The sequence below is a fragment of the Curtobacterium sp. MCLR17_032 genome (assembly GCF_003234795.2).
Taxonomy (GTDB): domain Bacteria; phylum Actinomycetota; class Actinomycetes; order Actinomycetales; family Microbacteriaceae; genus Curtobacterium.
In genome coordinates this window covers 2,049,372-2,071,072 of the sequence record NZ_CP126268.1, presented here as the reverse complement: position 1 = coordinate 2,071,072, position 21,701 = coordinate 2,049,372, and the positions used below count along the sequence as shown (strand labels likewise).

The following is a 21,701-nucleotide window of genomic DNA, read 5'->3' as shown; positions in this document are numbered from 1 at the left end:
CGTCGACGTGACGCGCTACGGGTGTCGTCTCCGACGACGCCTGACCGACGGGTCCATGGACGCCGGGGTCACGGTACGACCGACGTTGCCGTTGCTCGTCGTGCCGGACCGTGCTGCTCCTCGACCAGACCAGCACCACCCGGACGGCCCGACGGACGAGCATCATCGCCGAGCCGACCGACCGCGACGGGCCGACCGACCGCGACGGGCCGACCGACCGCGACGGGCCGACCGACCGCGCCGCACCGACGGTGCCGAGCCGGTTCCCGGGCAGCGTCGGGCGCCGGTCCTGGTTCAGCGCAGGCCAGCTCCGGCGCGGACGGCACCGACGGGCACGCCACCGCCGAGCACGCGTTCCCCGGTGGCTGCGAGGACCTCGTCCGCGGCCTCGGCAGCGACCAGCCCGTTGCGCACCAGGAGCGTCAGCGCTGCCAGGGTGCCGGCACGGAGCGACCCGTCCAGCACCTTGACGGCGACGGCGGGCCCCTGCGGCACTCCCATCACCATCACGCCCTCGGCCCCGAGCTTGGCCAGGACGCCGAGCCGTTCGATCGTCACGGTGTTCGCCCGGCCCACGCCGTCGATCGCCCACGCGTTCGCCAGGACGGCGTCGGTCAGCGCAGCGGTGTCGTCGTCCGCCCGGGCGACGACACCGGCGATGCCCCGTGCCAGCCCGGTGAGCGTCAGCGGGAACACCGGTGCGCCACACCCGTCGGTGCCGACGACGTCGACGACCTCGCCGGTGAAGTCCTCGACGGTGCTGCGGACCGCACGCTGGAGCGGGTGGTCGATCTCCAGGTACGTCGCCGCGTCCCAGCCGTGGACGCGGCAGGCGGCGAGCATCCCGGCGTGCTTGCCGGAGCAGTTCATCGCCAGGCGCCGTGGGCCGTCCATACCGCGCGCGGTCTCGCGGTCGAAGGGCAGGTCCGGCGGGCAGCCCAGGTCGTCCTCGACGTGGTCGAAGCGTTCGAGCATCCGCAGTGCCAGCGACTGGTGGGACGGGGTCCCCGCGTGACTCGCCGTCGTCATCACGAGTTCGTCGCCAGCGAAGAGCGCCCCTTCACGGCGGATCGCGAGTGCCTGGAAGGGCTTCATGGTCGAGCGGGGGTAGATGCTCGCCGTGACGTCCCCGACCGCGTCGACGACGGTGCCGTCTGCGGTGACGACCACCCCCGCGCCGATGTGGCGGCTCTCGTCGAAGCCGGAACGGTCGAGGACCGCCAGCTCGACGGACCCGTCGGCGGTGAGAGGATGACGGTCGGTGCTGGGAGCCACGCTCATGCGGCGAGCCTACCGACCACCGGACCGTTCACCGTGACGAAGGGACCGCCCATGACCGACCACTCCTACGAGGTGTCCGTGCGGTGGACCGGCAACCGGGGGACCGGGACGAGCGGGTACCGCGACTACGGTCGCGACCACGTCATCAGCGCGGCGGGCAAGCCCGACGTCCTCGGCAGCGCCGACCCGACCTTCCGCGGCGACCGCGATCGCTGGAACCCGGAGGAGATGATCCTGGCCGCCCTCAGCCAGTGCCACATGATGAGCTACCTGTACGTCGCGTCGACGCTCGGCATCACGGTGGTCGACTACCAGGACCGCGCGACGGCGAGTCTCGATGTGCACCGCGACGGCTCGGGGGAACTGACCGGGGTCCTCCTCCGGCCCGTCGTGACCATCACGGAGCCCGACTGTGTCGACGACGCCCGCACCGCACACGCCGAGGCGAACCGGCTGTGCTTCATCGCCCGCTCGGTCGCGTTCCCGGTCCACCACGAGGCCGAGATCACCGTCCTCGGAGCCGACGCATCAGTGAGTGCGGCAGGATGACCCGTGTGAAGCGTCTCCGTCTGCTCCCCCTCGCCCTCGTGCCCGCCGTGATCCTCGGCCTCGCGGCCTGCTCCGGTTCCGGCTCGTCGGACCCCTCGGCATCGGCCACCTCCGCCCCGAGCTCGACCCCGACGCCGATCACCTCGTGCCCGAAGCCCGGCACGGCCTCGGACTCCGTGAAGGCCACCGGATCGGTCGGCGGCTCGGCAGCGCCGAAGGTCACGTTCGACAAGGGCCTGACGGCCGACCCGCCGCAGGCCACCCGCGTCGTGAAGGGCTCCGGTGCGTCCCTGTCGAAGGGTGACTTCGTGCAGGTCGCCTACACGGCGTACAGCGCGAAGGACGCCAAGAACCTCGTCACGGTCGGCTTCGACCAGGGCAACCCGCAGGTCCTCTCGGTCGGTGGCACCGGCTTCGGCGCCATCCTGTCGTGCGCAAAGGTCGGCGACCGGGTGGCCGTGGTCGGTCAGGCAGCGGCACTCGGCTTCAACACGACCGGCTCCATCGTCGTCGTCGCGGACGTCGTCGAGCAGACGCCGACCAAGTCGACCGGCACGCCGAAGGACCAGGACCCGAAGCTGCCGACCGTCAAGGACGCCGCTGACGGCGAGCCGACGATCACGATCCCCGACACGGCCGCTCCGACGAAGACCACGGCCGAGGTCATCAAGCAGGGCGACGGCGACACGATCAAGGACGGCGACACCGCGCTCGTCCAGTACAAGGGCGTGCTCTACAAGGGCGGCAAGGAGTTCGACTCCTCGTGGTCGAAGGGCTCCCCGACGACCTTCACCATCTCGAACAGCGGTCTGATCCCCGGCTTCGTGAAGGGTCTGGTCGGCCAGAAGGTCGGCTCCCAGGTCATGATCGTCGTCACCCCGGAAGACGGCTACGGTGCCACTCCGCCAGAGGGCTCGGGCGTCCCGGCCAACGCGACCCTGGTGTTCGTGGTCGATCTGCTCTCCAAGGGCTGACCTGCCGGACGGCAAGGGCGGGTGGTGCGTCTCGACGCACCACCCGCCCTTCGTCGTGCGGGGCGCGGCGGCAGCAACGCGCTCCCGGTAGGTTTCCCCCATGAGCCCCAGCACCACCCGCCGCCGTGTCGTCCTCCTCGGCAGCACCGGGTCGATCGGCACGCAGGCCCTCGACGTCATCGAGCGGAACCCCGACCGCTTCGAGGTCGTCGGTCTCACGGCCGGCAGCAACGCGACCGCCCTCGCCGAGCAGGCCGCCCGGTTCGGGGTCCGCGAGACCGCCCTCGGGTCCGCCGACGCCGAACGGTTGGTGCGGAGCGTCGAGGCGGACGTCGTGCTGAACGGCATCACCGGCTCGGTCGGCCTGGGCCCCACCCTCGCGGTCCTCGAGACCGGCGCGACCCTGGCGCTGGCGAACAAGGAGAGCCTGATCGTCGGCGGTCCGCTCGTCCAGGCGGCGGCCGCTCCCGGGCAGATCGTCCCGGTCGACAGCGAACACTCCGCGATCGCGCAGGCGCTGCGCTCCGGCAGCGACGCCGAGGTCGGACGCCTGGTCCTGACCGCCAGCGGTGGTCCGTTCCGCGGCCGCTCCCGCGATGAGTTGGCCGACGTCACGCCGGCGCAGGCGCTGGCCCACCCGACGTGGGACATGGGCCTCGTGGTCACGACGAACTCGGCCACGCTCGTCAACAAGGGACTCGAGGTCATCGAGGCGCACCTGCTGTTCGGCGTCCCCTACGACCGCATCGACGTCACCGTGCACGCGCAGTCGATCGTGCACTCGATGGTCGAGTTCGTCGACGGCTCCACGATCGCGCAGGCCTCGCCGCCGGACATGCGCCTGCCGATCGCGCTCGGGATGGCGTGGCCGGACCGTGTGCCGCACGTCGGCGTCCCGCTCGACTGGACGACGGCGAGCACCTGGACGTTCGAGCCGCTGGACACGCAGGCCTTCGGTGCCGTGGACCTCGCCAAGCGTGTCGGTGTCCTCGGCGGGACGTTCCCGGCGGTCTTCAACGCGGCGAACGAGCAGGCCGTCGCCGCGTTCCACGCGGGCGCGATCGGCTTCCTCGACATCGTGGACACGGTCGCGCGGGTGGTCGACGAGCACACCGCGGGGGAGCCGTCGCTCGACGGTGTCCTCGCCGCGGAGCGGTGGGCGCGGCAGACCGCGGACCGCATCCTGTCGCGCACGGCGTGATCCGCGCCTCCCGGGTGGGAACGCTCACGCGGGCAGCACCGCGCTCCAGGGCCACACCGCTCTGGAGGCTCACATCACCACCCAGCCCGCGTACGGCTCCGTCATGGCCAGCGTCCCGTACTCTTTGCCGGTGACCGTCGGAACCGTCCTGCTCTTCATCCTCGGCGTCGTCGTCTTCATCATCGGTCTGCTGGTGTCGATCGGCCTCCACGAGCTCGGCCACCTGGCCTTCGCGAAGCTGTTCAACGTCAAGGTGACCCAGTACTCCCTCGGCTTCGGCAAGGCGGTCTGGTCCTTCCGACGTGGCGAGACCGAGTACGGCATCCGTCCGATCCTGCTCGGCGGCTACATCTCGATGGTGGGCATGCTGAAGCCCCGAGCCTCTGGCCGTGAGATCACGAACACCGGCATGTACTCGGCCTTCGTGCAGGATGCCCGGGCGGCCAGTGCGGAGCAGATCGCGGAGTCCGGTGGCGACGACTCGCGGGCGTTCTACCGGTTGACGCCGTGGAAGCGGATCATCGTGATGGTCGCCGGTCCGGCGATGAACCTGGTGATCGGCATCGTCCTGTTCGGGATCCTGCTCGTCGGGTTCGGGGCGCCGACCACGACCTTCACCTCGAGCGTCGACTGCGTCCTGCCGACCAGTGCGCGGACGACGTGCGCCGACGGTGACGCCGTCTCGCCCGCGAAGGAGGCCGGACTCCGGTCCGGCGACGTCGTCCTGTCCGTCGGTGGCGTGCGGAACCCGACCATCACGCAGGTCTCGGACACGTTCCAGCGGTCCGCCGGCAAGGCCGTCCCGGTCGTCGTCGAGCGGGATGGCACCGAGCGCACCCTCCGCGTCACGCCGGCACTGGCCACCCGCGACGTCTACACGGCCGACGGGACGGTCGCGAAGAACAGCGACGGCACGACGAAGACCCAGCGGGTGGGTGTGGTCGGCGTCAGCATCGGGCAGACGCTGGTCCGGCAGTCCCCGGCGGCGGTGCTGCCCGCGACGGGCGCCCAGATCGGCGCGTCGGCGCACCTCATCATCGACCTGCCGCAGCGCCTGGTCGCGGTCTGGAACGCAGCCTTCGGTTCGCAGGCCCGCTCGCAGGACAGCCCGGTGTCGGTCGTCGGGGTCGGCCGGGCGATCGGGACCGTCTCGTCGATGAGCGGCGTGCCCGTGGTGGACAAGGTGTACACGATCCTCGGACTGCTGGCGTCGCTGAACATCGGTCTGTTCGTGCTCAACATGGTGCCGCTCCTGCCGCTCGACGGCGGGCACATCGCGGGCGCCCTGTGGGAGGCCGTGAAGCGCCGGACCTTCCGCCTGTTCGGCAAGTCCGACCCGGGTCCGATCGACCTGGCGAAGACGATGCCGCTGACGATGGTCGTCGTCGTGCTGCTCGCCGGCATGAGCGCGCTCCTCATCTACGCGGACATCGTCCGGCCGGTCAACCTGTTCGGGTAGCAGGCACGGGCTCTTCGGGGAGCAGACACCGGATCTGCAGGGAGCCCGCACCGGCGTCCTCGCGCACTACGCTCACCCCATGAGCGCAGACCCGACGGCCCCGCAGAAGCCCGTCGCCGACCGGGCCGGAGCGGGCCAGACCGGAATCGGCCAGACCGGAATCGGCCAGACCGGAGCAGGCCAGACCCGTGCCGTCGAGCGACAGGGCATCGACGTCATCGCCGAGTCGGAACGCAAGGGCCGACCGCGCGGGCTGTTCTGGCCGTGGTTCGCCGCGAACATCTCGGTGCTCGGTCTGGCGTACGGTTCGTTCGTCCTCGACTTCGGGATCTCGCTGGCACAGGCCACGGTTGTCTCGGTGGTCGGCGTCGTCTTCTCGTTCCTGCTGTGCGGGATCGTCGCGATCGCCGGCAAGCGGGGGTCTGCTCCGACGATGGTCCTCAGTCGTGCGGCGTTCGGGGTGCACGGCAACCGGCTGCCGTCGTTCCTCAGCTGGGTGCTCACGGTCGGGTGGGAGACCGCGCTGGCCGCCCTCGCCGTGCTCGCGACCTCGACGGTGTTCCAGGCGCTCGGGTGGGACGACGGCGTGCTGACGAAGCTCGTCGCCCTGGTGGTCGTCGCGGCACTCGTGGTCGGCGCGGGCATCGCCGGCTTCGACGTGATCATGCGGATGCAGGCCTGGATCACCGTCGTCACGGCTGTCCTGACCGTCGTCTACGTGGTGCTGGCGTTCCCCTCGATCGACTTCGGCACGCTCGCCGCGCTGCCGTCCGGCAGCGCGCAGAACGTGATCGGTGCCCTGGTGCTCGTGATGACGGGCTTCGGTCTCGGCTGGGTGAACGCGGCGGCGGACTACTCGCGCTACCTGCCCCGCTCGTCGTCGACCGGCGGCGTGGTCGGGTGGACGACGTTCGGCGGGGCCCTGGCCCCCGCGGTCCTGGTGGTCATCGGGGTGATGCTGGCTGGGTCGTCGAAGGAGCTGCACGGCGCGATCTCCGCCGACCCGATCGGTGCCCTGGTGACCGTGATGCCGACCTGGTTCCTCGTGCCCTTCGCGGTCGTCGCGATCCTGGGCCTCGTCGGTGGGGCCGTCCTCGACATCTACTCCTCGGGCCTGGCGCTCCTCAGCGCCGGCGTCCGGATCCCACGACCGGTCGCGGCCGGGGTCGACGGGGTGCTCATGGTCGCCGGAGCCGTGTTCGTGGTGTTCTTCGCGACCGACTTCATCGGACCGTTCCAGGCGTTCCTCATCACCCTGGGCGTGCCGATCGCGGCGTGGTGCGGGGTGTTCGTCGCCGACGTCCTGCTCCGCCGTCGTGCCTACGCCGAGGACGAGCTCGACAGCCCGCGCGGTCGCTACGGCAGCGTGCGGTGGGCCGCGATCGCGCTCGTCGTCGTCGGTTCGGTGCTCGGGTGGGGGCTCGTGACGAACTCCACGCCCGGCGCCGAGCTCGTGCACTGGCAGGGGTTCCTGCTCGGCCCGTTCGGTCTCGGCGGGGTGTCCGGTCCGTGGGCGTACGCGAACCTCGGGGTCCTGGTGGCGCTGGTCGTCGGGTTCCTCGGAACGCTGCTGCTCGGCGGTCGGGCGGTCCGTCGCCAGGAGGCACTGCCGGTCACCGAACCGGTGTCCCGGGTGCCGGACGCGGAGCTCCGCCCGTGACCGCGCCGGTCGACACGGTCGACGACGCCAGTACGGGCGACGGTGTCGACACGGCGGGTGCCTGGCTGGTCGTCATCGACATGCAGCGGGTGTTCACCGGCGACAGCCCCTGGGCCGCGCCACGGTTCGCCGGAGCTTCGGCGGCGATCGAACGGCTCCTGCCACGGTTCCGTGGCCGCACCGTCCTCACCCGGTTCGTCGCCCCCGCCCAGCCGACCGGAGCGTGGGTGCCGTACTACCGCGACTGGCCGTTCGCGCTCGTCCCCGACGAGGACGACCTGTACGCACTCACCGAGACGTTCGCCGCACTCGCGGCCGGCGACCTGCCGGCGGCGCGAGCCGTCCCCGTCGTGACCGAGCCGACCTTCGGGAAGTGGGGGACGAGCCTCCAGGCCGTGACCGGCACCGGAGCGGACACACACCTCGTGCTGACGGGTGTCTCGACCGACTGCTGCGTCCTGTCGACCGCGCTGGCGGCCGCGGATACCGGCGTCCGGGTCACCGTCGTCGCCGACGCGTGTGCCGGCGCGAGCGACGTCGACCACGCCCGGGCACTCGACGCGATGCGCCTGTACGCCCCGCTCATCACGGTCGTCGACACGCTCTGACACGGGTCTGACCGTCGCCGCGATCCTGGGCACCGGCCGAGCCTGAGTCCCCGCGGACCGCGCTGCGCGGACGAGCGCGTAGAGTTCGGGACGTGCCCGCAGTGAACCTCGGAATGCCGAAGGCCCCCGAAACCCTGGCCCCTCGTCGCAAGTCCCGGCAGATCCGGGTCGGCAAGGTCCTGGTCGGTGGCGACGCCCCCGTGTCCGTGCAGTCGATGACCACGACGCCGACCACGAACATCAACGCGACCCTGCAGCAGATCGCCGAACTGACCGCCTCCGGCTGTGACATCGTCCGTGTCGCCGTGCCGAGCCAGGACGACGCCGACGCGCTGCCGATCATCGCGAAGAAGTCCCAGATCCCCGTGATCGCGGACATCCACTTCCAGCCGAAGTACGTCTTCCAGGCCATCGACGCCGGGTGCGCCGCGGTCCGTGTGAACCCGGGCAACATCCGGAAGTTCGACGACCAGGTCGGTGCCATCGCCAAGGCGGCGAAGGACGCCGGGGTCAGCCTGCGCATCGGCGTGAACGCCGGGTCGCTCGAGCCGAGCCTGATGCAGAAGTACGGCAAGGCCACGCCCGAGGCGCTCGTCGAGTCGGCCGTGTGGGAAGCCTCCCTGTTCGAGGAGCACGACTTCCACGACTTCAAGATCTCGGTCAAGCACAACGACCCGGTCATCATGGTCAAGGCCTACCGTCAGCTCGCCGAGCGCGGCGACTGGCCGCTGCACCTCGGCGTGACCGAGGCCGGCCCGGAGTTCCAGGGCACCATCAAGAGCGCGACGGCGTTCGGCATCCTGCTCGGCGAGGGCATCGGCGACACCATCCGCGTGTCCCTGTCCGCCCCGCCCGCGCAAGAGGTCAAGGTCGGCCTGCAGATCCTGCAGTCGCTGAACCTCCGCGAGCGCAAGCTCGAGATCGTCTCCTGCCCGAGCTGCGGCCGTGCGCAGGTCGACGTCTACCAGCTGGCCAACGACGTCACCTCGGGTCTCGAGGGCATGACCGTGCCCCTCCGCGTCGCCGTGATGGGCTGTGTCGTGAACGGTCCGGGCGAAGCGCGTGAGGCCGACCTCGGCGTCGCCTCCGGCAACGGCAAGGGCCAGATCTTCGTGAAGGGGCAGGTCGTCAAGACCGTCCCCGAGTCCGAGATCGTCCAGACGCTCATCGACGAGGCCAACCGCATCGCCGACGAGATGGGCCCGGCGGCGGGCACCGGCAAGCCGCTGGTCGTCACCTCGTAGCAGGACACGGTCGCGGTCGCGCGCGACCCGACGACGGACGGGAGGCCCGTGGCGACACCGCCACGGGCTTCCCGTTCTGTTCTGCACAGGCCGGCAGGGACGGCCGCGCCGTCCACAGGCGGGTCGCGCCGCGAGCGTGCGCCGCTAGGCTGACGGCGTGGTCACACGGCTCTCTCACCTCTTCCTCCGCACGCTCCGCGACGATCCCTCCGACGCGGAGGTCACGAGCGCGAAGCTGCTCGTCCGCGCCGGGTACATCCGTCGCCAGGCCCCGGGCATCTTCGCCTGGCTGCCGCTCGGCCTCCGGGTCCGGTCGCGCATCGAGGGCATCATCCGCCAGGAGATGGAAGCGGCCGGTGCGCAGGAGGTCCTGCTGCCCGCGCTCGCCCCGCGCGAGCCGTACGAGGCCACGAACCGCTGGACCGAGTACGGCGACGGCATCTTCCGGCTCAAGGACCGCAAGGACGCCGACTACCTCCTCGCGCCCACGCACGAAGAACTGTTCGCCCTGCTCGTGAAGGACCTGTACTCGTCGTACAAGGACCTCCCCGTCACGCTCTTCCAGATCCAGGACAAGTACCGCGACGAAGCCCGGCCCCGCGCGGGGCTCCTGCGTGGCCGCGAGTTCACGATGAAGGACGCCTACTCGTTCGACGTCACCGACGAGGGCCTCGACCGCAGCTACCAGACGATGCGTGACGCCTACGAGCGCATCTTCGCCCGTCTCGGTCTGGAGTACGCGATCGTCCAGGCCGACGCCGGGGCGATGGGCGGCTCGAAGTCCGAGGAGTTCCTGCACCCGATCGCCGTCGGCGAGGACACCTACGTCCGGAGCGCCGGCGGCTACGCGGCGAACGTCGAGGCCTACGTCACCGCGGTTCCCGACGCCCTGCCGATCGCGGGTCAACCCGACCCCGTGCTGCTGCCGGCTGCGGACACCCCGACGATCCAGACGCTCGTCGACCACGCGAACCAGGTCGCCCCGCGCGACGGCACGCCGTGGACCGCCGCCGACACCCTGAAGAACGTCGTGCTCGCGCTCACGCACCTCGACGGCACGCGCGAACTCGTCGTCGTCGGGCTGCCCGGCGACCGCGACGTCGACCTCAAGCGCGCCGAGGTGGCCTTCGCCCCGGCCGAGGTCGAAGCCGCCGGTGACGACGACTTCCGGAAGCACCGCGGCCTCGTGAAGGGCTACATCGGCCCGCAGGTGCTCGGCGCCGACAGCCCGTCCGGCATCCGGTACGTCGTCGACCCGCGCGTGGTCGACGGCACCGCCTGGCTCACCGGTGCGAACGAGCGCGGCATCCACGTCGCCGGCCTCGTCGCCGGTCGGGACTTCGTGGCCGACGGCGTGGTGGAGGTCTCCGACGTCCGCGCCGGCGACCCCGCACCCGACGGCTCCGGCCCGCTCGAGGTCGCCCGCGGCATGGAGATCGGGCACGTCTTCCAGCTCGGCCGCAAGTACGCCGAGGCCCTGGGCCTCAAGGTGCAGGACGAGAACGGCAAGCTCGCGACCGTCACGATGGGCTCGTACGGCATCGGCGTGACCCGCATCCTGGCGATCCTGGCCGAGGCCCACAACGACGAGAAGGGTCTGGCCTGGCCCAAGCACGTCGCACCGTTCGACGTGCACGTGGTCGCGACCGGCAAGGACACCACGGCGTACGAGCTGGCCGAGTCGATCGTCGCGCAGCTCGAGTCCGAGAGTTTCGACGTGGTGTACGACGACCGGCCGAAGGTGTCGCCGGGAGTCAAGCTCCGTGACGCCGAGCTGCTGGGCATGCCGATCGTGGTCGTCGCCGGCCGTGGTGCCGCCGACGGTGTCGTCGAACTGTGGAACCGGGCCACCGGCGAGCGGTCCGACGTCCCGGTCGCGGAACTGCTCTCGGCGGTGCGCGCGATCTGACGCGCTGGCGTCGGCGACCGACGTCCGACGGGAGGCCCGTGGCGGATCCGCCACGGGCCTCCCGTCATTCCTGCGGTACGATCGACGACGGCTTCCGCGCGGTCCCATCCGCGGAAGTGACTCATCTGAATACGGAGGCACCTCGGTGAAGATCGACCTCGCAGTCCTGCGACTCATGGAGCGTGAACGGGAGATCCCGTTCGACGAGCTCGTCCAGATCATCGAATCTGCCATCCTGACCGCCTACCAGAAGCACCGCGCCGAGAACGACGAACCCGTCGACGCTCAGGCCCGCGTCGAGCTGGACCGCAAGTCCGGCGAAGTGTCGGTCTTCGTGCCCGAGCGCGACGAGGACGACAACGTCATCGGCGAGTCCGTCGACCAGCCGAGCGACTTCGGCCGGATCGCGGCGTTCGCCGCCAAGCAGGTCATCAACCAGCGTCTCCGTGACATCGGCGACGACAAGATCCTCGGCGAGTTCCGCGGCAAGGAAGGCGACATCGTCGCCGGCATCGTGCAGCAGGGGCCGAACCCGAAGATGGTGATGGTCGACCTCGGCACGGTGGAGGCGATCCTGCCGCCGGAAGAGCAGGTGCCGGGGGAGACCTACGCGCACGGCACCCGTCTGCGCGTCTACGTGACGAGCGTCGGTCGCGGCCACAAGGGCCCGCAGATCACCGTGTCGCGGACCCACCCGGGCCTGGTCCGGAAGCTCTTCGCCCTCGAGGTCCCGGAGATCGCCTCCGGCGTCGTCGAGATCACCTCGCTGGCGCGGGAAGCCGGGCACCGCACGAAGATGGCAGTCAAGGCGAACGAGCCCGGCGTCAACGCCAAGGGCGCGTGCATCGGCGAGCTCGGTGCCCGCGTGCGTTCGGTGACGAACGAGCTCGGCGCCGAGAAGATCGACATCGTGGACTGGTCCTCCGACCTCGCCACGTTCGTCGCCAGCGCACTGTCGCCCGCCAAGGTGACGAGCGCGTTCGTGCTCGACGCCTCGACGAAGGCCGTCCGCGCCCTCGTGCCGGACTACCAGCTGTCGCTCGCGATCGGCAAGGAAGGGCAGAACGCCCGCCTCGCCGCGAAGCTGACCGGCGCCCGGATCGACATCCAGCCGGACTCGATCCTCGACGGCGACGACTGAGCACCACCCACATCGACGCGATCCGGTTCGCTCGTGGCGACAGGCCTCGGGCGTGCCGGATCGCGGTCGTCGGAGTCAAGGAGTAGAGTGGACGCCGTCAGAACGTGCATCGGCAGTCGTCGTCGCGCAACCCGATCCTCCCTCCTCCGTGTCGTCGCTCACAGTGACGGCTCCGTGGTAGCGGATCCGAAGGCAGTCATGCCGGGCCGGGGGGCATGGCTCACACCGACCGTCGAAGCGTACGAACTGGCCGTCAAGCGCAGGGCATTCCGCCGTGCGCTCCGGCTGGAGCGTGATCCCGACACGTCCGCGGTGCGCGAGTACCTCGCTGGGCTGGGGCCCGATGGCCCGAACAGCACAGCGCTCGAGCGCCAGGACATGACAGAACAGGCTGAACGGCTTATGGACAACTGATGAGCGGCTCGAAATGAGACCCGTCAACCATTGAGTCCTGCCCCTTGACGGGGTGGGACCCGTGAAGGAGAACAGTGGCGAAACCACGCGTACACGAGATCGCAAGCGAGCTCGGCGTCGACAGCAAGACCGCAATGGAGAAGCTCAAGGAACTCGGCGAATTCGTCAAGGGCCCGAGCTCGAGCATCGAACCCCCCGTCGCACGGAAGCTCCGTGCGGCACTGCAGGCCGAGGGCGCCTCTGCGTCCGCAGCCCCGGCAGCCCCCGCCGCCGCGAAGGCCCCTGCGGCCCCGCGTTCCGGCGCCCCGAAGCCCGGTGGCCCCAAGCCCGGCCCGAAGCGTCCCGCTCCGGAGCCCGAGCCCGTCGTCGAGGAAGCACCCGCAGCGGCTCCGGCCGTCGACGGTGCCCCGACCCCGGCCGCCCCGAAGTCCGTCGCGCAGCGTCAGGCCGAGGCAGAGGCCGCCCGCAAGGCCGCGGCCGAGCAGAAGGCCGCTGAGCAGGCAGCTGCACAGCAGCCCGACGGCGACCAGACGGACTCCGGTCCGAGCGACGCCGTCAAGCCCGGTGGCAGCAAGCCGTCCGGTTCCGGCTCGGCCCCGAAGCCCGGTGGCCCGAAGCCCGGTGCCCGTCCCGGCAACAACCCGTACGCGTCGAGCCAGGGCATGGGCGCACGTCCGCCGCGCCCGGGCAACAACCCGTTCGCCTCCAACCAGGGCATGGGCCAGCGCCCGGCCGCCGGTGCCGGCAACGGCATCCCGCGTCCCCAGCCGCCGCGTCCCGGTGCGCCCCGCCCGGGTGCTCCGCGTCCCGGTGGCCCCGGTCAGAACAACCGCCCCAACGGCTTCGGGCAGCGCCCGGGCCAGGGTGGTGGCGGTCGTGGTGGCCCCGGTGGCGGCTTCAACCGTCCCGGTGGTGCCGGTGCCGGCGCAGGTGGCGGCTTCGCCCGTCCCGCGTTCACCGGTCCGCGCCCCGCAGGTGGTGGCGGCCGTGGCCGTGGCCCCGGTGGTGGCACCGCTGGTGCGTTCGGTCGCGGTGGCGGCAAGAGCCGTGCCCGCAAGTCGAAGCGGACGAAGCGCGCCGAGTACGAGATGCGGCAGGCGCCGTCGCTCGGCGGTGTGCAGGTCCCTCGTGGCGACGGCAACACGGTCATCCGTCTCCGTCGCGGTGCGAGCATCTCGGACTTCGCGGACAAGATCGACGCGAGCCCCGGCAACCTGGTGACGGTGCTGTTCCACCTCGGTGAGATGGCGACCGCGACCGAGTCCCTGGACGAGGCGACCTTCGAGGTCCTCGGCGAGGAACTGGGCTACAAGATCCAGGTCGTCTCGCCCGAGGACGAGGACAAGGAGCTCCTCGAGGGCTTCGACATCGACATCGACGCCGAGTACGCCGACGAGGACGACTCCGTCCTGCAGCAGCGTCCGCCGGTCGTCACCGTCATGGGTCACGTCGACCACGGTAAGACCCGACTGCTCGACGCGATCCGCAACTCCAAGGTCGTCGAGGGCGAAGCCGGCGGCATCACGCAGCACATCGGTGCGTACCAGATCGTCACCGAGCACGAGGGCATCGAGCGCCCGATCACCTTCATCGACACCCCGGGTCACGAGGCCTTCACGGCCATGCGTGCTCGTGGTGCCCAGGTGACGGACATCGCGATCCTCGTGGTCGCGGCGGACGACGGCATCATGCCGCAGACGATCGAGGCGCTGAACCACGCCCAGTCGGCCGGTGTGCCGATCGTGGTCGCGGTGAACAAGATCGACAAGGACGGGGCGAACCCGGCCAAGGTCCGTCAGCAGCTCACCGAGTACAACCTGGTGGCCGAGGAGTACGGCGGCGACGTCATGTTCGTCGACGTCTCCGCTCGTCAGAACATCGGCATCCAGGACCTCCTGGACGCCGTGATCCTGACCGCGGACGCCGGTCTCGACCTGCGTGCGAACCCCGACAAGGACGCCCGAGGCGTCGCGATCGAAGCACGGCTCGACAAGGGCCGTGGTGCAGTCGCCACCGTCCTCATCCAGTCCGGCACGCTGCACGTCGGTGACGCGATCGTCGCCGGCACGGCGTACGGCCGTGTCCGTGCGATGGCGGACGAGAACGGCACCGCGGTCGACGCCGCGACGCCGGCCCGTCCGGTCCAGGTGCAGGGTCTGTCGTCGGTGCCCCGCGCCGGTGACACGTTCCTCGTCACCGAGGACGACCGCACCGCCCGTCAGATCGCCGAGAAGCGTGAAGCCGCACAGCGCAATGCCCAGCTGGCCAAGGCCCGCAAGCGCATCTCGCTCGAGGACTTCACCCGTGCGCTCGAAGAGGGCAAGGTCGACTCGCTCAACCTCATCATCAAGGGTGACGTCTCCGGTGCCGTCGAGGCACTCGAGCAGTCGCTCCTGGACATCGAGGTGGACGACAGCGTCCAGCTGCGCATCCTGCACCGCGGTGTGGGTGCGATCACGGAGTCGGACATCGACCTCGCCACGATCGACAACGCGATCGTCGTCGGCTTCAACGTCCGTCCGGACGTCAAGGCCCGCGAGCGCGCTGCCCGTGAAGGCATCGACGTCCGCTTCTACTCGGTCATCTACAACGCACTCGAGGACATCGAGAACTCGCTCAAGGGCATGCTCAAGCCCGAGTACGAAGAGGTCCAGTCGGGTGTCGCGGAGATCCGCGAGGTGTTCCGTTCCTCCAAGTTCGGCAACATCGCCGGTGTCATCGTCCGGTCCGGCACGATCACGCGCAACGCCAAGGCGCGCGTCATCCGTGACGGCGTGGTCGTTTCCGACGGGCTGGCGATCGAGTCGCTCCGTCGCTTCAAGGACGACGTCACCGAGGTCCGCACGGACTACGAGGCCGGTATCGGTCTCGGCAAGTTCAACGACATCCAGCCCGGCGACGAGATCGAGACGACCGAGCTCGTCGAGAAGCCGCGCGACTGATCGCACTGAGTACCCTGGGCCCCGCCTCCTCCGTCCGGAGGAGGCGGGGCCTCACCCCGTTCCGCAAGGAGGAACCCATGGCTGACCCGCAGCGCGCACGCAAGATGGCCGACCGCATCAAGGAAGTCGTCGCCCGTCGGCTCGACAAGGGCCTGCGCGACCCGCGCCTCGGCTTCGTGACGATCACCGACGTCCGGGTGACCGGGGACCTGCAGCACGCGTCGATCTTCTACACCGTGTACGGCTCGGACGAGGAGCGCGCCGACTCCGCGGCGGCGCTCAAGGCCGCGACCGGCATGCTCCGCACCGAGGTCGGCAAGAACATCACGGCACGGCTCACCCCGTCGCTCGAGTTCATCGCCGACGCCCTGCCGGACACGTCGGCGCACCTCGAGGACCTGCTCGCGCAGGCCCAGATGCGCGACCTGCAGGTCAAGCAGGTCGCGGTCGGCGCCACCTACGCCGGTGACGCCGACCCGTACAAGCACGACGAGGACGACGAGGACGGGGAAGCAGACGAGGACGGCCCCGCGTCGTCCTCCGACGCCTCCCGCGCCTGACACCCGTCGGACACACGAGAGCGCCCGTCACCACCCGGTGGCGGGCGCTCTCGCGTCCGCGGCGGCACCTGCGCGGGCGAGATGGCACCCGGGCTGGGGCACCCGGCCGGGCTCAGCCGCGCAGGTCAGCCGCGCGGCAGCCGGTACCCCTCGACGTCGTCCCCCTCGGCGAGCCCGTCCCGCAGCAGCGACGCGAGTGCCCGGTCCCGCTGCGCTGCGTCCGGCCACACCATCGTGATCTCGTCCCGGGTCACGGGGACGTCGCTCGCCCGCAGTTCCGCCATGATCATCCCGCGCACCTGCCGGTCACTGCCGGCGAACCGCGACTGCTTCGGTGCGCGTGGGCCGTCGTGCTCCGGGTACCCCGCGGCACGCCAGGCGCAGCGGTCCGCGATCGGGCAGGCGTCGCAGGCGGGGGAGCGGGCGACGCACACCAGGGCGCCGAGCTCCATCACGGCTGCGTTGGTGGCGGCAGCGTCGTCACGGTCGTCCGGCAGCGTCGCGTCCATCAGCGGCAGGTCCTGCTTCGGCTTCGCGGGCCCGGGTTCGCCCTGCCCGAGCACCGCCCGCGCCAGGACCCGGCGGACGTTGACGTCGACGACGGGGTGCCGGTCGCCGTACGCGAAGACCGCGACGGCCCGTGCCGTGTAGTCGCCGATGCCGGGGAGTGCCAGGAGCGCATCGACGTCCCGGGGCACGACGTTGTCGTGCTGTTCGGCGATGACGGTCGCGGCCGCGTGCAGGGCCAGGGCGCGTCTCGGGTAGCCGAGCCGGTCCCAGGCACGCACCGCGTCCGCCGGGGGTGACGCCGCGAGGTCCGCGGGCGTCGGCCACCGGGTGAGCCACGCCTCCAGTCGGGGGACGACCCGCGCCACCTGCGTCTGCTGGAGCATGATCTCGCTGACCAGCGTGCCCCAGGCGGGGAAGCCGGGCCGTCGCCAGGGCAGGTCGCGGGCCTCCTGGCGGTACCAGGCCAGCAAGGGGGACGAGATCGCCGCCGCCCTGTGGATGGTCGCGTCGTCCACAGACGGACTGGAGGCTCTGCCCACGTTCACCACGACAGCCTACGGTGGTGGACATGGCACGCTGGGCACCGCAGGAGATCGACACCATGGCCGCGATCGCGAGCGAGGTGGTGGCACAGGTCGGCACGAACCGCACCGTGGTCGCCGTCGACGGCCAGGACGGCACCGACCTCGAGCACGTCGCGGCGGCGCTCGTCGCCGGGTTCGAGCAGCACGGGGTCCAGGCGATGGCCGCGGCCGCACCATCCGCGGACGTCGACTCGCTGCGCAGCGAGCTGGTGACCCCGTTCCGGACCACCGGCGCGGGCGAGGGCGTACTCGTCGTGCACGGGCAGGGGCTCCTCGCCCCGAGCACCCGCACGCTCTGGCGCTGGTCGCTGTGGGTGGAGCAGGAGTCCGGCCGGCTCGGACGACGGGCCGACGTGAAGATCGCCGCGTCCGCCGTGCTCGACGTCACCGACCCGGAACACCCCCGGCGCGAGTGGAACGACGCCTGCTGACTGGCGCTCGACGTCCGTCCCGCTGCTAGTCTCGTCCGGTGCTCGTGACCCCGCCCGACGGCATCCTCCTCGTCGACAAGCCGCAGGGCATCTCGAGCCACCGCGTGGTCTCGATCGCCCGGCGCCGTCTGGACCTCAAGAAGATCGGCCACGCCGGCACGCTCGACCCGATGGCGACCGGCCTGCTCATCCTCGGTGTCGGCCCCTCGACCCGGCTCCTGACGCACCTCGTCGGCCTCGGCAAGACCTACACGGCCACCATCCGCCTCGGTGTCGGCACAGACTCGGACGACGCGGACGGTGACCCCGTCGCGGCGCTCGGAGCCCCGGCGGACGCGGTCAGCGACGCGGCGATCGAGGCGGCCGTCGCGACGCTCCGCGGTCCGATCGACCAGGTGCCCTCCACGGTCAGTGCCATCAAGGTCGACGGCCGTCGCGCCTACGACCTCGCCCGGAAGGGTGAAGAGGTCACCCTCAAGGCCCGTCGCATCACCGTCGACCGGTTCGAGGTGCAGGGCCGCGTCGACCGGGTCGTCTCGGTGCACGGCGCCGACGTGCCCGTGATCGACCTCGACGTCGTCGTCTCCTGCTCGTCCGGCACCTACGTCCGGGCGCTGGCACGCGACGTCGGCGCGGCCCTCGGTACCGGCGCCCACCTCACTGCACTCCGACGCACCGTCGTCGGCCCGTTCTCGGTGGAGGACGCCGTCGACCTCGAGGACGACGCCGTCGACGTCCGGGCAGCGCTCGCGCGTCCCACCGACGTGGCACGTCGGCTCTTCCCGGTCGTGCAGCTCGACGGACCGCAGGCCAAGGACCTCGGGGACGGCAAACGCATCACCGCCGACCACCCCGACACCGACGGCCCGGTCGCTGCGATCGCCACCGGCGCCGACCGACTCGTCGGCCTGGTCGCCGTCCGCCGCGGACAGCTCCGGGTCATCACGAACTTCCCGACCGCGACAGGAGCGACGCCGTGATCGAGTGGTTCATGTGGGTCCAGTTCGGCATCGCCTGCGTGATCGGGCTGGCCGCCGTCGTCCTCGGCCTCATCGGTCGGAAGCCCGACGACTACACCGTCGGGGCGCTCGCGCTCGTCGAGCTGCTGCTCCTGGCGCAACTGGTGGTCTCGCTCGTCGCCCCGGCGGTCGGCAACCCACCGCAGGGCAACGTGCTCGAGTTCTGGGTCTACGCGGTGTCGGTGGTGCTGGTCCCGCCGGCGACCATCATCTGGGCACTGGTCGACCGCACACGCTGGAGCACGGTCGTGCTCGGTGCCGGGGCGTTCGCCGCCGCGGTCATGGTCTACCGGATGTACCAGATCTGGTTCGCGCTCAACTGACGGTCCCGTCCGGTCCCGGTCCCGGTCCAGTCGCGGCCCTGGCACGTCCGCTGCGGGCGTCCGGCGCGGTCGTCCGCCGCCCGCGCCCCGTGCCCGGGACCCTGCGACGATCGGTAGGATCGGTGCAATGGTGATCAAGTCCTCCGCAGGTACCGACCGGCCGGCTCGGAGTCGTCGGACGTCGTCCCTGGCCAGCGGTGTCGGACGGGTCCTGATCGCGGTCTACGGCATCCTCGCCCTGGCCGCCACGGGGCGCAGCATCGTCCAGATCGCCGAGAAGTTCTCGTTCGCACCGTTCGCGTACACCCTGAGCGCGATCGCCGCCGTCGTGTACATCGTCGCCATGGTCGCCCTCATCGCTCCCGGTCGGTTCTGGTACCGGGTCGCCTGCGTGACGATCGTCTTCGAGATGACGGGCGTGCTCGTGATCGGGACGCTCTCGCTGATCGACCGGCAGCTGTTCCCCGACGACACCATCTGGTCCTACTACGGCCTGGGCTACGCCTTCGCCCCGCTCGTGCTCCCGATCGCCGGACTGTGGTGGCTCCGCAAGCACCACCGCACCGCAGCGTCCGGAGCCCCGGCAGCGTGACGACGGAGGGCTCGCACATGCACTTCTACGACGACGTCGCCGACGTCCCCGACGACTTCGGGCCGAGCGCGGTCACGATCGGCAAGTTCGACGGTGTCCACGTCGGGCACCGCGCCGTCATCGCCCACCTCGAGGACGCCGCACGGGCGCGGGGGCTCGTCTCGACGGTCGTCACGTTCGACCAGCACCCGCTGAACGTCATCGACCCCGGACGCGTGCCGCCGGCGCTGACGAGCACGGCACAGCGCCGGGAGCTCCTCGACGCGGTCGGTGTGGACACCACCCTGCTGCTCCGGTTCGACTCCGCGCTGCAGGCGAAGCCGGCCGAGTCGTTCGTGTCCGAGATCCTCGTCGACGCCCTGCACGCCGAGCTCGTCTTCGTCGGCAGCGACTTCCGGTTCGGGGCCCGCGGTTCCGGTGACGTCACCCTGCTCCGGCAGCTCGGGGAACGGCACGGTTTCCAGGTCGAGCTCATCGACGACGTGGAACTGGTCGACGACGTCCGACCCGCGGGGGAGCGACGCGTGTCCTCCACGTGGATCCGAGAGCTCCTGTCCGTCGGACGGGTGGCCGAAGCCGCTCGTCTGCTGGGCCGTGAGCACGCCGTGCGGAGCGTCGTGGTGCACGGCAACCAGCGCGGCCGGGCGATGGGGTACCCGACGGCGAACCTCGCGCCGGCGTGCGAGGGCTTCGTACCGGCCGACGGCGTCTACGCGGCCCGGGTGCTGCACGACGGCGTGACCTACCCGGCCGCGGTCTCGGTCGGCAACAACCCGACCTTCGAGGGCGTCCCCGCGAAGCAGATCGAGGCGCACCTGCTCGACGTCGACATCGACCTGTACGACGAGACGATCTCGGTGCTGTTCGTGGCCTACGTCCGGGGCATGGTGGCCTTCGGCGGGATGGACGAACTCGCGGCGCAGATGCGGCAGGACGACCTGGACATCCGACTGCTCCTCGGCATGCCCGTCACGACCTGACGTCCGGCGACCGGAACGCACACACGCACGAACGCCCCGCGACCTGATCGGTCGCGGGGCGTTCGTGTGTGGTGCCCTGGATCAGCCGCCGAGGGCGTCGAGCCAGATCTTGCGGGCGTCGAGCGCTTCCTGCGCGTCCTTGATCTTGCGGGCGTCACCGGTCGCCTGCGCGTCGGCGAGCTCGGACTGCAGCTTGGCGATCGCGTCCTCGAGCTGGCTGGCCAGACCCGTCTGACGGGCCTTGCGCTCCGGGTCGGACTGCTTCCAGTGGGTGTCCTCGAGGCTGCGCACGTGGTCCTCGACGGCACGGATGCGGTCCTCGACGCGACGGACGTCGGCGCGGGGGACCCGGCCGATCTCGTCCCAGCGGCGCTGGACGTCGGTGAGGGCCTTGCGCGCGGCGACCCGGTCCTGGATCTGCAGGATCGGCTCGGCCTCGGTCAGCAGCGCGAGCTTCGCCTCGAGGTTGCCCGAGTACTCCTCGTTCTCGGCCGTGTTCTCGGCGTGGCGCTGCTCGAAGAGGACGTCACCGGCGGCCTTGAAGCGTGCCCAGAGCGCGTCGTCGTGGCGCTTGCCTGCCCGACCGGCGTTCTTCCAGTCGTCCAGCAGCTCTCGGTAGGCCGGGATGGCGTCGGACCCGCGGGGAGCGAGCGCCTCGGCCTGCTGCACGAGTTCCTGCTTGCGGGCACGGGCGTCACGGTGCTGCGAGTCGAGCTCGGAGTAGAACGCGCGGCGGTGCTGGTCGACCGTCGAGCGGGCGGTGCGGAACCGCTTCCAGAGGTCGTTCGCGTCGTTCTTCGGGATGCGCGGGCCGTCGTGCTGGTGCTGCTGCCAGCGGGCGAACACGTCGTCGAGCTGCGCGGTCACCTGCTTCCACTGCGCGCGGGCGGGGTCGACCGCGGCGAGTGCCTCGGCCTCTTCCACCAGGGCGGTGCGGTAGGCGAGCGCCTCGGTCAGGGCAGCCTGCGCCTGCGCGGCCTGCTCCTTCGTGAGCGAGCCCACCTGGTCGGTGAGGGCGCCGATGCGGTCCTCGAGCGACTTGACGTCGCCGACGACACGGGCTTCGGCGACCAGGCTGCGCAGGTGCTCGACGGTCCGGGCGACGTCGTTCGCGGACGCGCCGCCCTTGACGCGCTGCTCCGCGATCTTCACCTGGCCTTCGAGGTCGGCGTACTTGCGGGCGAAGTAGGCCAGCGCCTCTTCGGCGGAGGCGTCGGGGTACTCGCCCACGACCCGCTCCGAGTCCTCGTACCGGACGTAGACCGTCCCGTTCTCGTCTACCCGGCCCCAGGTCGTTGCTTCGTCAGATGCCACAGGTCT

At 71.0% G+C, this 21,701-nt stretch carries 20 protein-coding genes; 17 read left to right on the top strand and 3 right to left on the bottom strand.

Going from position 1 to position 21,701, the window contains the following annotated elements; genetic code table 11:
* Nucleotides 1–294: 294 nt before the first annotated feature.
* Entirely contained in the window at nt 295–1,281 is a 987-nt protein-coding gene (locus DEI97_RS09785) for an asparaginase (protein ID WP_111073607.1), read from the bottom strand.
* A gap of 51 nt (nt 1,282–1,332) precedes the next feature.
* Here DEI97_RS09785 and DEI97_RS09780 point away from each other — a divergent pair, with 51 nt between their 5' ends.
* From DEI97_RS09780 to rbfA, 12 genes are all read left to right on the top strand, one after another.
* Nucleotides 1,333–1,830: an OsmC family protein gene (locus DEI97_RS09780; protein ID WP_111073606.1), complete on the top strand. Its 498-nt coding sequence runs from the start codon at nt 1,333–1,335 to the stop codon at nt 1,828–1,830.
* A gap of 5 nt (nt 1,831–1,835) precedes the next feature.
* Nucleotides 1,836–2,804 (top strand): FKBP-type peptidyl-prolyl cis-trans isomerase, encoded by a 969-nt coding sequence (locus tag DEI97_RS09775; protein WP_181439125.1) that lies wholly within the window; start codon nt 1,836–1,838, stop codon nt 2,802–2,804.
* A gap of 100 nt (nt 2,805–2,904) precedes the next feature.
* Nucleotides 2,905–4,005 (top strand): 1-deoxy-D-xylulose-5-phosphate reductoisomerase, encoded by a 1,101-nt coding sequence (gene dxr, locus DEI97_RS09770; protein WP_111073604.1) that lies wholly within the window; start codon nt 2,905–2,907, stop codon nt 4,003–4,005.
* Nucleotides 4,006–4,135: 130 nt separating this feature from the next.
* Entirely contained in the window at nt 4,136–5,464 is a 1,329-nt protein-coding gene (locus tag DEI97_RS09765; protein WP_181439124.1) for a M50 family metallopeptidase, read from the top strand.
* A 79-nt stretch (nt 5,465–5,543) separates the two neighbouring features.
* A complete protein-coding gene (locus DEI97_RS09760; protein ID WP_111073602.1) occupies nt 5,544–7,124 on the top strand; it encodes a purine-cytosine permease family protein in 1,581 nt (526 codons plus the stop codon).
* Nucleotides 7,121–7,732 (top strand): cysteine hydrolase family protein, encoded by a 612-nt coding sequence (locus DEI97_RS09755; RefSeq protein ID WP_258376621.1) that lies wholly within the window; start codon nt 7,121–7,123, stop codon nt 7,730–7,732. The genes DEI97_RS09760 and DEI97_RS09755 overlap by 4 nt, the downstream gene beginning before the upstream one ends.
* A 113-nt stretch (nt 7,733–7,845) precedes the next feature.
* Nucleotides 7,846–8,976 (top strand): flavodoxin-dependent (E)-4-hydroxy-3-methylbut-2-enyl-diphosphate synthase, encoded by a 1,131-nt coding sequence (gene ispG / locus DEI97_RS09750; protein ID WP_111073601.1) that lies wholly within the window; start codon nt 7,846–7,848, stop codon nt 8,974–8,976.
* A gap of 157 nt (nt 8,977–9,133) precedes the next feature.
* The gene (locus DEI97_RS09745; protein ID WP_111073600.1) at nt 9,134–10,885 is read left to right on the top strand and encodes a proline--tRNA ligase; all 1,752 of its coding nucleotides are present in this window, start codon (nt 9,134–9,136) and stop codon (nt 10,883–10,885) included.
* 145 nt (nt 10,886–11,030) lie between these two features.
* On the top strand, nt 11,031–12,026 hold the full coding sequence (gene nusA, locus DEI97_RS09740; protein WP_111073599.1) for a transcription termination factor NusA: 996 nt from the start codon (nt 11,031–11,033) through the stop codon (nt 12,024–12,026).
* A 33-nt stretch (nt 12,027–12,059) separates the two neighbouring features.
* Nucleotides 12,060–12,440: a YlxR family protein gene (locus DEI97_RS09735; RefSeq protein ID WP_308202954.1), complete on the top strand. Its 381-nt coding sequence runs from the start codon at nt 12,060–12,062 to the stop codon at nt 12,438–12,440.
* A 74-nt stretch (nt 12,441–12,514) separates the two neighbouring features.
* On the top strand, nt 12,515–15,382 hold the full coding sequence (gene infB / locus DEI97_RS09730; protein ID WP_111073597.1) for a translation initiation factor IF-2: 2,868 nt from the start codon (nt 12,515–12,517) through the stop codon (nt 15,380–15,382).
* Nucleotides 15,383–15,459: 77 nt separating this feature from the next.
* A complete protein-coding gene (rbfA, locus tag DEI97_RS09725; RefSeq protein WP_111073596.1) occupies nt 15,460–15,942 on the top strand; it encodes a 30S ribosome-binding factor RbfA in 483 nt (160 codons plus the stop codon).
* 125 nt (nt 15,943–16,067) lie between these two features.
* On the opposite strand, the gene DEI97_RS09720 is transcribed toward rbfA, so the two are convergent.
* Nucleotides 16,068–16,967, bottom strand: coding sequence for an iron-sulfur binding domain-containing protein (locus tag DEI97_RS09720; RefSeq protein ID WP_284158265.1), 900 nt, complete (start codon nt 16,965–16,967; stop codon nt 16,068–16,070).
* A gap of 53 nt (nt 16,968–17,020) precedes the next feature.
* On the opposite strand from DEI97_RS09720, the gene DEI97_RS09715 reads away from it, so the two are divergent.
* From DEI97_RS09715 to DEI97_RS09695, 5 genes are all read left to right on the top strand, one after another.
* The gene (locus DEI97_RS09715; RefSeq protein WP_146248049.1) at nt 17,021–17,467 is read left to right on the top strand and encodes a hypothetical protein; all 447 of its coding nucleotides are present in this window, start codon (nt 17,021–17,023) and stop codon (nt 17,465–17,467) included.
* 38 nt (nt 17,468–17,505) lie between these two features.
* The gene (truB, locus tag DEI97_RS09710; protein WP_111073594.1) at nt 17,506–18,447 is read left to right on the top strand and encodes a tRNA pseudouridine(55) synthase TruB; all 942 of its coding nucleotides are present in this window, start codon (nt 17,506–17,508) and stop codon (nt 18,445–18,447) included.
* Complete coding sequence (locus DEI97_RS09705; RefSeq protein WP_111073593.1) at nt 18,444–18,809, top strand: hypothetical protein; 366 nt, start codon at nt 18,444–18,446, stop codon at nt 18,807–18,809. The genes truB and DEI97_RS09705 overlap by 4 nt, the downstream gene beginning before the upstream one ends.
* A gap of 127 nt (nt 18,810–18,936) precedes the next feature.
* A complete protein-coding gene (locus DEI97_RS09700; RefSeq protein WP_111073592.1) occupies nt 18,937–19,401 on the top strand; it encodes a hypothetical protein in 465 nt (154 codons plus the stop codon).
* 17 nt (nt 19,402–19,418) lie between these two features.
* Nucleotides 19,419–20,381 (top strand): bifunctional riboflavin kinase/FAD synthetase, encoded by a 963-nt coding sequence (locus tag DEI97_RS09695; RefSeq protein ID WP_111073716.1) that lies wholly within the window; start codon nt 19,419–19,421, stop codon nt 20,379–20,381.
* Between the two features lie 81 nt (nt 20,382–20,462).
* Here DEI97_RS09695 and DEI97_RS09690 read toward each other — a convergent pair whose 3' ends face one another.
* Nucleotides 20,463–21,695: a DUF349 domain-containing protein gene (locus tag DEI97_RS09690; RefSeq protein ID WP_111073591.1), complete on the bottom strand. Its 1,233-nt coding sequence runs from the start codon at nt 21,693–21,695 to the stop codon at nt 20,463–20,465.
* Nucleotides 21,696–21,701: the final 6 nt, after the last annotated feature.

Coding starts and splice junctions, on each gene's coding strand:
- DEI97_RS09785 (WP_111073607.1), bottom strand. CDS start 1,281: ATGAGCGTGGCTCCCAGCACCGACCGTCATCCTCTCACCGCCGACGGG.
- DEI97_RS09780 (WP_111073606.1), top strand. CDS start 1,333: ATGACCGACCACTCCTACGAGGTGTCCGTGCGGTGGACCGGCAACCGG.
- dxr (WP_111073604.1), top strand. CDS start 2,905: ATGAGCCCCAGCACCACCCGCCGCCGTGTCGTCCTCCTCGGCAGCACC.
- DEI97_RS09760 (WP_111073602.1), top strand. CDS start 5,544: ATGAGCGCAGACCCGACGGCCCCGCAGAAGCCCGTCGCCGACCGGGCC.
- ispG (WP_111073601.1), top strand. CDS start 7,846: ATGCCGAAGGCCCCCGAAACCCTGGCCCCTCGTCGCAAGTCCCGGCAG.
- rbfA (WP_111073596.1), top strand. CDS start 15,460: ATGGCTGACCCGCAGCGCGCACGCAAGATGGCCGACCGCATCAAGGAA.
- DEI97_RS09715 (WP_146248049.1), top strand. CDS start 17,021: ATGGCACGCTGGGCACCGCAGGAGATCGACACCATGGCCGCGATCGCG.
- DEI97_RS09700 (WP_111073592.1), top strand. CDS start 18,937: ATGGTGATCAAGTCCTCCGCAGGTACCGACCGGCCGGCTCGGAGTCGT.
- DEI97_RS09695 (WP_111073716.1), top strand. CDS start 19,419: ATGCACTTCTACGACGACGTCGCCGACGTCCCCGACGACTTCGGGCCG.